At 55.2% G+C, this 12,697-nt stretch carries 9 protein-coding genes and 2 tRNA genes; 6 read left to right on the plus strand and 5 right to left on the minus strand.

All coding sequences use genetic code 11. The annotated features are described in order from the left end of the window. Positions 1-105 precede the first annotated feature (105 nt). Positions 106-480 (minus strand): XRE family transcriptional regulator, encoded by a 375-nt coding sequence (locus JW953_19555; GenBank protein ID MBN1994902.1) that lies wholly within the window; start codon positions 478-480, stop codon positions 106-108. A 191-nt stretch (positions 481-671) separates the two neighbouring features. Here JW953_19555 and JW953_19560 point away from each other — a divergent pair, with 191 nt between their 5' ends. After that, a complete protein-coding gene (locus JW953_19560) occupies positions 672-2,510 on the plus strand; it encodes a recombinase family protein (GenBank protein ID MBN1994903.1) in 1,839 nt (612 codons plus the stop codon). A 97-nt stretch (positions 2,511-2,607) separates the two neighbouring features. Beyond that, positions 2,608-4,209, plus strand: coding sequence for a recombinase family protein (locus JW953_19565; GenBank protein MBN1994904.1), 1,602 nt, complete (start codon positions 2,608-2,610; stop codon positions 4,207-4,209). Here JW953_19565 and JW953_19570 read toward each other — a convergent pair. From JW953_19570 to JW953_19585, 4 genes are all read right to left on the minus strand, one after another. Then, positions 4,191-4,263: transfer RNA gene (locus JW953_19570), tRNA-Asp, on the minus strand. The genes JW953_19565 and JW953_19570 overlap by 19 nt on opposite strands. Positions 4,264-4,293: 30 nt before the next feature. Next, positions 4,294-4,364, minus strand: a tRNA-Gln gene (locus JW953_19575). Between the two features lie 173 nt (positions 4,365-4,537). Beyond that, a complete protein-coding gene (locus tag JW953_19580; protein MBN1994905.1) occupies positions 4,538-6,364 on the minus strand; it encodes an ABC transporter ATP-binding protein in 1,827 nt (608 codons plus the stop codon). Positions 6,365-6,380: 16 nt separating this feature from the next. After that, positions 6,381-8,138: an ABC transporter ATP-binding protein gene (locus JW953_19585; GenBank protein MBN1994906.1), complete on the minus strand. Its 1,758-nt coding sequence runs from the start codon at positions 8,136-8,138 to the stop codon at positions 6,381-6,383. Between the two features lie 109 nt (positions 8,139-8,247). Between JW953_19585 and JW953_19590 the strand changes: the two genes are divergently transcribed. The 4 genes from JW953_19590 to JW953_19605 all read left to right on the plus strand — a co-directional run. Beyond that, positions 8,248-8,574: a hypothetical protein gene (locus JW953_19590; GenBank protein MBN1994907.1), complete on the plus strand. Its 327-nt coding sequence runs from the start codon at positions 8,248-8,250 to the stop codon at positions 8,572-8,574. Next, entirely contained in the window at positions 8,571-9,353 is a 783-nt protein-coding gene (locus tag JW953_19595) for a hypothetical protein (GenBank protein MBN1994908.1), read from the plus strand. The genes JW953_19590 and JW953_19595 overlap by 4 nt, the downstream gene beginning before the upstream one ends. Positions 9,354-9,375: 22 nt before the next feature. Then, positions 9,376-10,032 (plus strand): hypothetical protein, encoded by a 657-nt coding sequence (locus JW953_19600; GenBank protein ID MBN1994909.1) that lies wholly within the window; start codon positions 9,376-9,378, stop codon positions 10,030-10,032. A gap of 11 nt (positions 10,033-10,043) precedes the next feature. Next, positions 10,044-12,697, plus strand: a 2,654-nt coding sequence (locus JW953_19605; protein MBN1994910.1) for a hypothetical protein, incomplete at its 3' end; no start/stop codon positions are given.

Consider the following 12,697-nt stretch of genomic DNA (forward strand, 5'->3'; position numbering starts at 1 on the left):
CCCGCCTGCTATTATAGCCATATATCTAACGGAGAACAATCCGGCGACACAAAAATAGCCATCCTGCCTGATCGCAAGATGGCTTGATCATCATTACGGCTAACATCACGAAGACGTTTTTAGTAAAGTTCGCAGCGCGGTGATAATGTCCCGCCGGCGTTGAGGCGCGAAGCGCATCAGTTCGGCGGCAAACTCCTTCACCTCGGGGGCGAACTCCTGGGGATCAATCAGGGAACGGTCTACGATCGGCATCGGTTCGTAGCCGGCTGCTTCTAACATTTCGTTGGGGTCAACGTGGAAATACTCGGCCAGGATCAGGCAAGAGTCACGATGCGGTCGGCGGCCACGCACAAAACCGCCCACAGAACTATGGTTCAACCCAGCTTCCAATGAAGCTTTACGCATCGATAGGCCGTGTTTTTGTAGCAGAGTTTTTAGGTATTTTGAGAATCGCTCTGGTTCATATCCGGTTCGGTCCATAGCACATAATCCTGCCAGCGTTCCAAAAAAATCAGGCGCAAGTTACAAAAATGAAAGGCACCTAATGAATCACGAAAAACAGATCGAAAACCTCTGTCGCATTATGGCCTTGATGATTCGGCGTCTCCTTACAGAAAATACTGCCAGCCCTGGCCAAGAAATAATTCAGGAATTTGAGGATCATTTGCAGAATGATGGATAGGTTTCAATACCCGATCTGGCTTCATCAACTGATCCTCTTGGCCATATTGATTGTAGCCTTGCTAACTCCCTTTCCTGTCAATAATACCACTAATGACAACATTTTGACCAGTTTGCTAGTTGCCTATGCCTTGGAAAATCCCACTCCAATTATTCTCGCCAGCAAACGCAGCAAGAGACGCGTTGCGCTCTACATTCGGGTCTCCACCGATCGGCAGGCCGAAGAAGGACGCAGCCCGGCCAGCCAGTTGAGTGATATGAAAGCCTACTGTCGCCGTCGGAACTGGGAAGTCGTTGCCGTGTATCGCGACGAGGGCATGTCAGGCCGTCTCTCCAGCCGTCCCGGTTTGCAGCAGATGCTGGCCGATGCCCGGGGGGGCAAGTTTGATATCGTCGTGGTCTACTATATCAGCCGTCTTTATCGCAAGCTAGAATCCCTACTGTCCACCATGAAGCTTCTGCGTGATTGCGACGTCAGTTTTGTTTCCATCAACGAAGACCTCGACTTCACCAGCAAGTGGGGTAAACTCATCCTCAATATTCTGGGCACGCTGGCCGAAATCTATGTTGATGAATTGAGTGAAACCACCAGCCGGGGGAAGGAACAGCGAGCCAGAGAGGGGCTGTACAACGGCTCCATTCCCTTTGGCTACTGCAACGGTCTCTGTATGAACTGCACCGACCCGAATGGCCCCGGTTACTGTCCCCTGGTTGGTTGTCCGCCCCTGGGGGATGGTCAGATACCGGTTCCCCACCCTATCGAGTCTGAAGGCACCCGGCTGGCCTACAAATGGTATGCCCTCGGTTGCTACTCTGATGCCGACATCGCCTATTTGCTTAACCAATATCAATTTGAGTTTGAAGGTCAGACCTATCGTTTTCGGCCCAAACGTAAACCCGGTGACCGGAAACGATACTCTGCCTCCATTACTTTTTGTCACGACACTGTACGTGACTTGCTCCGTCGTACTTTCTATACCGGGGTGGTTGAGTATCGTGGTGGTCAGGGTGTGGCCGAAGAGCGCAAGAAGTTCAAAAAGGCCCGGGCAATTTACCTTGGTCAACATCAACCACTAATCTCGCAGGAATTATTTGACCGGGTACAAGCCATTCGCCATCGACGTGGACACCGCCCCAATCGAGCCAAAAACAGAACCCATGAACGCGTCTATCCCTTGAGCCGTGTTCTCTACAGTTGGCCCTTGCGCAGTAAAATGCGAGCCGTGGCCAACGGCAGTGGGGTTCGCTTTTACCGAGATAAGGCCAATATTGGCAAGTCTAAGCTTGATCCAGGTGCCCGCTCTCCCCAACCGACCGTCTTGGCTGAGTCGCTCGAAGATCAGGTGATAGCTGTATTGGAAACTCTAGTCCTGTCTGATGCGTGGAGGCAACGTATCTTGGCATATCTGGTTTCAGCTGAGGGCGGTTTGACCGATATCGAACGCCAACGCCGCCATTTACAGGCCCGTTTTGATCATTTAAATACACTCTATTTGCAGGGCGCCTTCACCACCGCCCAATATCAACAGAAAAAGTCTGAACTCGAACAAGAGATGACCACCCTACTTTGCCCCGTTGATCTTGACAATGCTCAGGTGAAAGCGCTACTGGCTAACCCGGCCACACTCTGGCGTCAGGCCACCCCGGCGGAGTTGAAAGACCTTTTCGAAGCTGTCTTTCAACGGGTATACGTTCAGGACGAAGATATTGTCCGCCTGGTCGCTTACCCGGCCTTTCAGGAATGTCTGGCTGATTCGCACCAACGGGTGGTCGGTCCGGCGGATGACCTAGAAGAAGTCGCGCTCAGTCTACCGGATATGGTCACCTGAAGAGCGCCCACGATGTGGGGCAGTGATTTGACATTCTTCCAACCTCTGATTAAGGTGAAGCACGTTTTTTTATCTCATCAGAGGAGGTTCTTTAACAATGAAACTCAGAGCAGTCGGCTACCGTCGCGTCTCGACCGAAGACCAGGCGGAAGCCGGCCACAGCCTTGATGCTCAGCAGCGGGCCATCGAGGAATTCATTGGTCAAAAAGGTTGGCAACTCGGCCCCATCTATACGGACGCCGGGTTATCCGGCCGGCTTGACCAGCGCCCGGCTCTGCGCCAACTCTTGCAGGGGGCGTCATCCGGTCACTTTGATGTGGTGGTGGTGCATGCTATTGACCGGTTCTATCGTTCCTTGACCGGCCTTCTGTCAGCCATCGAACTACTCAACCGCCACAACGTGGGTTTTGTCTCTATCACCGAGAACCTGGACTTCACCACTCCCTGGGGCAAATTGACCCTGGCGGTGTTGGGCACGCTGGCCGAGATTTACATCGACAAGCTCAGTGCCGAAACCAAAAAGGGCAAACGCGAACGCGCCCGTAAGGGTCTCTACAACGGCTCGATCCCTTTCGGCTATTGCACCGGATGCTGTTCAGAATGTGCCGATCCCAATGGCCCCGGTTATTGTCCCCACGTCGGCCGGCCCGATCGAGGTGACGGGGAACATCTCATCGCCCATCCTATCGAAGCCGTCGGGGTGCGACGGGCCTACAAACTGAGCGCAACCGGGCTCTACACCGACCGCGATGTGGCCGATATCCTGAATCAGCAAACGGTTCGCTACCAGGGGCAGAACTATATCCTGCGACCCAAGCGCCGGCCCGGCGATGTGCGCCGTTTCGGGCCACCAGTATTTGGAAAGGATACCATTCGAGAGATGCTATTGCGGGTCTTCTACACCGGTGTTGTTCCCTATTACGGCACCAACAAAGATCAACAAAAACGCAAGCGAAAGGATGTGGTCGCCCTGTATCCGGGTCAGCATCCGGCCCTCATCCCTCAGGATCTATTTGACCAGGTGCAAGCAGTTCGCCAGTTGCGTTATAATGCTCCAACTACACCCGGCAAAACCAGACGACATCTTGTTTATCCACTCACGGGGTTGTTACATTGCGGTAGTTGCGGTAAAACCATGCGTTCAGCCAGTAATCAGCAAGGATTACGCTATCATCGTTGTGCCACCCGTATCCAACAAAACGGGCAGTGTGATCAGATTACTGTGCTGGCCGAAGTCATTGAATGTCAGGTGGCAAATCATTTTCAGCAATTGAACCTGCCTGCTGATTGGCATTCCAGATTAATGCAGGGCATGGCCTCAGATGGGAAAAGAGAAGTCCACTATCAGACCGTGCAACAAAGCCTAATGCGAGCTAAAGAACTGTACCTGGAAGGAGACATTGATCGACCGGAATATGAACGCAGACGTTCGTTATATCGAGAGCAATTGGCCAATTTGACAAACATACCATTAAACGCTATTATAGCGGCAGGTTATTTAATAGAAAACTTCCAGACTCTCTGGGAGAAGAATGACTACAATTTAAAAAAGCAAATGCTGCGAGCATTACTCGCAGCACTTACAGTACAAGGGGATGCGCTCACTGGCTGGCAACCTAACAGCGCATTCTACCCTTTATTGAAGCACGCCCTCCCCTGGGAGGGAAGGGCGTGTCACTACGGGAGCGACGGGACTTGAACCCGCGATCTCCGGCTTGACAGGCCGGCATGTTGACCACTACACTACGCCCCCTTGTTATTTGACTTTACGGCTCGCGCCGAACTGGGAGACCAGGATTCGAACCTGGATATACGGCTCCAAAGGCCGCTGTCCTACCATTAGACGATCTCCCATCAAGGCTTGAAGTCCCTGTAAGTTCAGGTTTTAATTTACGGGGTAGATTATAGCTTCATTCCGGTTGATTGACAAATCGGGATAACACCTTTCATTCCACCCCGAGGTTTTATCCTCCCAACCCGCCGGCCAAACAGCCTTGCTTCAGCCGCTATCCTCTCTCAAAGCCAAACTAATCCGCGGCCATATCCAACCGCCAGGGAGCGTACTCCTCGGCGTAAGGCGACTGGTGCCGAAAATAGGTGTTGTATAACTCGGCGTAGTGGCCGCCCCCGGCCAGCAGAGAATCATGCGTACCTTCCTCCACAATCCGGCCCCGGTCCATCACAATGATCCGGTCGGCGTGTCTCACCGTGGACAGGCGATGGGCAATAACAATGGTCGTGCGGTCGCGCATCACGTAATCCAGGCCCTCTTGAATTTGAGCTTCGGTAAAGGGATCAACACTGGCCGTAGCTTCATCAAGAATAAAAATGGCCGGGTTGCCCAGCAGCACCCGGGCCAGGGCCACTAACTGCCGCTGGCCTAACGATAGGCTGGCCCCCCGCTCGCCGACATCGGTTTGCAAACCGTTGGGCAAATCGCCCAGCCAATCGCCCCGGCTGATGCTCATGGCGGCCTGGCACACCTCATCGTCCGTAGCGTTGGGTTTGCTGTAACGGATATTCTCTTCCACAGTGGCCGAAAAGAGAAACGGCGTTTGCGAAACCAGGCCGATGTGCCGGCGATACCGGTTCAAATCCAGGGCGCGAATGTCCCGCCCGTCAATTAAAATCTGCCCCCCCTGGAACTCGTAAAAACGGGTCAATAGTTTGATGATGCTGCTTTTGCCCGCCCCGGTATGGCCCACCAGGGCGATGGTCTCACGGGGCGCAATGGCCAGCGAGAAGTCGGGCAGAACAATTTCCGCCGGGGTGTAGCTAAAGTGGACGTTACAAAATTCAACCCGACCTTGTAATTGCGCGACCGGCTCGGCCCCGTGCTGCGTCACTTTCGGCTCGGCGTCAATCAGGGCAAAAACGCGCTCCGAGGCGGACAGGCCATCCTGAAATTGGCTCCAAAAAGAGGCAATGCTGATCAGGGGAAACCAGAAAAAACCCACAGCCTGCATAAACAGGTACCACTCGCCGGTGGTGACCACGTTGTTACGGATGGCCAGGCCCCCGGCATAAATGAGGGCCGCCACGCCCAAACCGGACGACGCCCCCAGCACGGGAAAAATTGAGTTAAGCGTGAGGCCGCGCCGCAGCCCCACCCGGTATCCCTGCTCGTTGTTGCGGAGAAAGGTGCGGTAGATGGCCTGCTCCTGGCGAAAACTCTTGGCCACCATGATCCCGCTGATCGACTCTTGAATCTGGGCGTTGATAATGGCCGTTACTTTACGGGCGTCAAGCGTGACCCGCCGGGCAATACGCCGAAAGCTAAGGGCAATGGTAACGGCAATAGGGGCAAAGGCGATCAGCAGCAGGGTCAGCCAAACATTGATGCTAAAAAGCCAGATGGAGAGGAACACCACCAGCGTGATCTGGCTGAGCAGGTTGGTGGTCAGGGTGACCACTTCCGCAAAGTCCTGGGTGTCGGACGTGACCCGGCTGACGATTTTGCCGGAGGGATGCTCGTCAAAAAAGGAAAGATCATGGCCGATGGTGGCGTTAAAAACATCCTCGCGCAGTTTAAGCACCACGTTGCCCACCACCCGCGCCGAAAAGAATTGCTGGATAAAATTAAATCCCCACGCCGCCGACCCCAACAACAGCACCGCCCCCGACATCAACAAAATAAGGGCCGTGGTCGGGTTTCGGCTGACCAGGTCCAGCGCCCTGGAAATAAGAATAGGCCCGCCCGCGCCGGCAATGGCGTTTAAGGTGATCGCCGCCGCTACCAGGATCATCTTTGGGGCGTGGGGCCGGAAGTAGCTGGTGATCCGGCGTAACAGTTCGCTGTCGCTGTAAGTGCGGTCATAGGCCTCGCTCTCAAGGCCATCCAAAATAAAACCCATCGTCTACTTCTTCTCCCTATGCCTCATATCTGGCAAAAATCTTTTGATAATCCGCGCTCCGCGCTAACAACTCGTCGTGCGTGCCCTGGTCCACCAACTCGCCGCGACGGAGCACCAAAATGTGGTCGGCCCAACGAATCTGGCTGAGCCGGTGGGTGATGAGAAACGTGGTGCGCTGGCGGCTGATCCGGCGCATGGCCCGCTGGATCTGGTCTTCGGTGGCGCTGTCAATAGCGCTGGTGCTGTCGTCTAAAATCAGGATGCGGGGGTTGGTGAGAAAGGCGCGGGCAATGGCAATACGCTGGCGCTGGCCGCCGGAAAGCGTAACCCCGCGCTCGCCCACCTCGGTTTGGTAACCCTGGCTGAAGTGGGTAATAAAATCATGGGCCTGGGCCTGGCGGGCCGCTTCTTCAACCGCCTCAGGCCTGGATTCGGCGCAGCCAAAGGCGATGTTCTCGGCCAGGGTGCCGGAAAAGAGAAACACGTCTTGCTCAATAGTTGAAATTTGAGAACGTAACGACTCCATACTCCACTCGCGCACGTCTACGCCGTCAATGCGCACCTGGCCCCCGTCAACGTCAAAAATACGGTTGATGAGGCGGGTCAACGAGGATTTGCCGGAGCCGGTTTGCCCCACAATGGCCACGGTTTGCCCCGCTTTGGCCGTAAAGCTGATGTTTTTGAGGGTGCAGGTATCATTATAGCCAAAACTGACGTGGTCAAACACAACTTCGCCCTCAATGGGTTTGGCCAGCCCGGCCTTGTTCTCGTCAAGTTCGGTTTCGGCGTTAAGCAGCAGCAAAATACGTTCGGCCCCGGCCACGCCCAATTGGACCAGGTTGAAAGAGAAAATAGAGATAAACGTGATAAACCGGAACAGGCCCATCAGGCCCATAAACGTGATCACCTCGCCCAGGGTCAAACTGCCCGCCCGCCACAACAACAGGGCCAGTAAAAAACCCCCGGCCCAACACAGGCTGAACATCAACATGGGCCAATAGAGCGCCTGAATTTCGCCCTGGCGCACAAAATGATCCCGGAACAGGCCGGCGTTTTGGGTGAATTTGTGCCACTCGTATCGCTCCCGCACGTTGGCCTTAACCGTCTCTATCCCGGCAATGGACTCGGCCAGGCCGGCGTTCATCACGCCAAATTGCTGCCGCATGGCAATACTCACCGGCTTGAGTTTGCGGTTGTAATCGGCCAGGGTCAGGGCAAAGAGGATCAGAAAAACGCCCGGCGCCGCCAGCAGAGTAGGCTCAATGAAGCCAATAAGCACAAAGGGCGTAATGGCCGCAAGCACCGAGTCGACGATCAAATTCATGCCGGGGCTGAACATTAAGTTCACCGAACGGACGTCGTTGGTGGCCCGGGCCATGATGTCGCCGATGCGCTGGCGGCCATGAAAAGTTTGGCTCTTGCCCAACAAACTCACGTACAGTTCATCCCGGGTATCGCGCTCCACCCGCTGGGCCAAAAACTCGGCGGCGTAGTTACGGGCCAGGCCGGTAATGCCCTGGATGAAGGCCATACTCACTGCCCCCAGAGCCAGCCAGGCCAGGCCAGACATAAGCCAGTTGGGGGTAGTGATCAAGTCAAAGGCCTGGCCCACAAACACCTGAATGTAGCCATAGGCTAAATTATTAATAACGGCCATTACCACCATCGCCGTGGGCAGCAGTGGATAACGGGCCACATGAGACCCTATCCAGCGCACCGGCCCGGTGCGATTGTAGAGGTATTCGTTTTCTATGGTAAATTCTCTTTTGGCCATGACCCCTTTTACTTTATGTCAATTTTACACCTATCTTTTCATGTGGTATACTTACACTAGCATAATAGGGGTTATTACGCTAATTTGTACAATGAAATTTGATTAAAAAATGAGCACCTTTGCCAACAGACTTGCCACCAGGATCACTAATTTGGGCCTGGCCGGGCCGGCCGTTCTGCTCCTGGAAGCAAATAAGCCGCTTGCTTTTTTGGGCAGCCAACTGCTGTTGGTGGCGCAGCCAACGCTTAACCTGTTTCTGGCGCGGGACTTTACGCAAAATGTGGTTGACTTGCTGGCAGATTCGGAGCAATTGGAGCAATTGATTGACCGTCTTGAAGAAAAACCCGGGCCGGCCTCTGGAGATAAGGCGTTACCCCAAACCGGCCAGGCCATAATGCCAGATGTAAATTTCAGCTCGGAGGAGACCCAGCTATGACCCAGGAGCCTTTGATTTGGGGCATGGCTTTGTTGCTTATTTTTGCCGGGTTACTCTTTTATTTCACCGGCCGCCTTACGGCCGGTCGTTCCCCCGCGCTGCGCCGAATCCACGCTTTTGAAGCCCTGAAAGGATTTACCGGCCGCGCCATAGAAGCGGGCCGCGCCCTGCATTTATCGGTGGGGGTGGGCAGCGTGGCCAACCAGTCCACGGCCGATAGCCTGGCCGGGTTAACGGTGCTGGATTATCTGGCCGAACAGGGCGCTACCACCGGGGTGCCGCCGATTGTGTCCATGGCCGATCCCACCGTTATGCTTTTTGCCCAAAATGCGTTACGGGCCGCCCACGCCGACGACCCGGAAGTGGCCGAGGAAGCTTATCGCCAGATCCGTTGGATTGCGCCTCAACCGGCGGCTTATGCCGCCGGGGTGATGAGTTTGATGAATATTGATGAAACTGAGGCCAATGTGCTGGTAGGAAAATTTGGCGACGAGTACCTGCTGATGGGTGAAACAGCTGCCCGACGCGGTAGTGGCCACATCGGCGGCACCAGCGACCCCAATACTTTGCCCTTCATTTACGCCTCGGCGGAAGAAACCCTGCTGGGGGAGGAGATTTACGCTGCGGGCGCTTATCTCCAACAACGTCCCTTCCATATCAGCAGCCTGGTGGCTCAAGATACCATGCGTTGGCTGATTCTTTTGTTCATTTTGACCGGCATCCTGGCCGCCTCTAAAGTATGGCCGTTTTATTTATTGAGCGAATTTTGGGTAAAATAACCGGCAATTAAGTTACAGGATTATGATTATTCGGATTGGGCGCATTATTGCTACGGTGGTGGCTATAGTAGGGGGGCTATTTGTTTTGGCCGACCTGTTTGCCGCGCAGTGGCCAGGAGAAATTTTTAACATCCCCGGCTTCAAACAAACCGTCAACGGCGTAGGCTTTTTCCTGGTCAGTTGGACGGCCATTGTGGTTGCCTTTGCCCTGTTTTTGGGCCTGGCCAATGTTATCAGCGTTCATTGGCACCGAATCCGCACCCGCAAACCAGGCTCAATTTACAGTATTGTTTTATTGGCTTCACTTATGATCACCTTAATAATGGGCTATGGCGGCCCGGCATCGGAAAACGGCCAGCGCATTTTTAAGTTTGTTTTGCAACCGCTGGAGGCTACCTTTTTTTCCCTATTGGCCGTTTTTATTGCTACGGCTGCGTTTCGCGCCTTCAGGGTGCGTAGCCTGGAAACATTCTTTTTTGTGCTCTTTGCCGTGATTGTTTTGTTAGGGCAAGTGCCGGTTTCCATTTATATCTGGCCGGAATTGCCCGTGATCAAAGATTGGATTTTGGATGTGCCCACCCTGGCCGGTGTCCGGGGTATTTTGTTGGGAGTTGCCCTGGGCACAATTGCCACCGGCCTGCGCGTGTTTATTGGCGCCGACCGCCCTTATACGGATTGATTGAGGGAGTAATGGTTAAAAAACTGCAACGGGTAAGTCCCCAAAAAGTAACTACCGGCCAACTGCCCGAACTGACCCAAAATGTGCGGGAACAGGTGCCCACCTGGCTCAAACTGCTGTTAACCAAGTATGGTGAAACAGAAGGCCGGCTGGTTGGTCTTGAAGCAGAACCCAAGCCGGAAGAGGAGAGAATAGGCCCTCCGCCGCCTACTCAGGAAGAAGAAAGTAAACTTTCTAACCTGCTGGAACAGATGGCCGAAGAAGGTTTGGATGTGGCGCCAGATCGTAACGTGCCTACCTCGGTTGAGTGGAGCAGTGCGGCCCAACCGGTTGAACCTCCTGTAGCGCCGCTGGACGATTTTTTGGCCGGTCTGGGCGACACAGGGGTAGAAGAAAATTACGATACGCCTGCGGGGTATGAGCAAGCCCCCCTTTACGAAGAGCATACACCGGTGCCCGGGGCAGAGGTGCCAGATTGGTTGACCGATACCGGGCCGGAACAGGGCGATTATGATCAAACGCCCTCGGACTTTACAGTTTCAGAACAACCTTCGACGGCTGCCTCCCCCCCCTCTTCTTCTGGCGGCCAAGAAGTGCCGGACTGGTTGACCGAGGCCCTAGAAACTCCATCATCAGCGTCAGAGGCCCCCGCCTTTACGTCACCATCAGCTCCCGCGGTTAGCGATGAAGAAGTGCCAGATTGGTTGACCGAAGCCTTAGAAGAAACTCCAGACACGGCTTTGCCGGTAGAAAGTCAACAATTTTCTCCCTCGTTCCCCCCGGAGGCAGAAACGCCCGACTGGCTCACGGAATCTCCATCTGCGCCGGAGGCGGCCACCGGACCGGAATCCTCTATGCCCGCCGAAACACCCGCCTGGTTGACAGAAACAGAAATGCCTGCTGCCGAAGGATGGGAAACGGTTTCGCCCCTGGCCGAATCCACGCCGGACTTTGCCGCCGACATTCCCGATTGGCAAATCCCCGATTGGATCACCGAAGGGATAGATGAGGTAGCCGGCCCGGCAGAATCCGCCTCTGCCGAGCCAGATATTCCTGATTGGATTGCCCAGGGAGAAACATTCGTTGAAACCGATGCCGCGCCAGAAAGCTCAGAATTTCCTGATTGGCTAACGCCCCTGGCCGAAACTACGCCTCCACCTTCATCTGTTGCGCCTGTAGAAGAGGACATCCCGGATTGGCTTGCGGCCGAGCCGGCTGCCCCCCAGCCCGCTATGGCCGATGAAACAGAGCCAGATTGGCTGTTTGATACGCCGCCGGCAGCGGCAGAAACTTCTATCGCCGCGGCTGAAACGCCGGCAGAACAAGAGCCGGTTGGGCCAATTCAGGATATACCGGGTTGGTTACAAAACATCCAAACCGAGCCGGGGTCATTACCGGCAGCGCCCTCTGCCGGTATGCCGCGGTGGCTAGAGAATATCCAGTCGCCAACCGAAATATCACCCCCACCTCTCGGTCAGCCGCCTGGTTGGTTAGAAAATATCCAAACCACCCCCGGAAGCCAACCGCCGGCGCCGGTAGCGGAGCAAACTGTAGAACCTGGGCCAATGATGGCTGACGCCGACGATTGGCTGACCGGCTTGGGCGCGCCCCCGCTAGACGACACCCCCGTGGCCGCTGTTAAAACTCCCAACCTTGTTGAGTCTGAGGATTGGTTGGCCGATTTTGACGCGCCTGCCCCTGGCGATACGTCTGTTGCTGAAGCGGCCCCTTCTGCCGAGCCTGATTGGTTCGGTGATTCCGGCATCGCCTTGGGGCCGGACACGGCCGCAGCCCCTGCCTCTCAAACTGGAGATGATTTGACCTGGCCGCCTGAAACAGACCTTCCACCGGCTGTAGCGTTTCCTGAAGAAGAAACAGAGGAGAGTGCTTCAGGTACACGGCCCGCTTCTACCTTAAAGAGATTAAAACCGCTCAAACGGCTTTCACCCAAACCGGCTTCCCCGACCTTGCCAAACTGGGCAGCCAGCCTTATCCCTGCTACGGCAGAAACCGGACAGATGCCGTTCGCTTTGCCTGATTGGGCGGCCCAATTGGTCCCGGCCGGGGCCTCCTCTGGAGAGGAGGCGGCAACGTTGTTGCCGGACTGGGCGGGGGCCTTGATTCCGGCGGGGTTTGAAACAAAAGCCGAGGAAACAGCCGGATTAGCCGAAATCCAGGAGGAAGTTGTTCTTGACGCAGAAGCCGAAATGTTTTCTGAACCCTTGCCGCCAACAGAAACCCGGCCAGAACCCTTGCCGCCTGCCGAACAGGAACAGGATACCCTGGCCTGGTTAACGGGTCTGCGCGAGGCACTTCCTTCAGACGAAGCCTCTACCGCCTATGAAGTGGTTGAGCCTGGCCCTGAAGCCGAGATCGAAATGCCGGACTGGTTGACAGAGACAGAAGAACTGCCAGCCGAACCAATGCCTGAAGCCGTAGCACCTGAACCTGCCATCCCTGAAGCTGAGATCAAATTGCCCGACTGGTTGATGGAAGAAGAAGCTCCGGTTGAGCCGGCGCCAACCGAGCCTGTTGCTGAAGTGGAATTGGAAATACCGGATTGGCTGGGTAGGGTCGAAGAGACGCCGGTTGAGGGGGAGGGCAAAGTGGAGCCGGAGACTCCTCCCTGGCTGGCCGAATGGCCGGAGGCAGAACAGGCTGAGCC

This window comes from Anaerolineae bacterium (genome assembly GCA_016931895.1).
GTDB lineage: Bacteria > Chloroflexota > Anaerolineae > 4572-78 > J111 > JAFGNV01.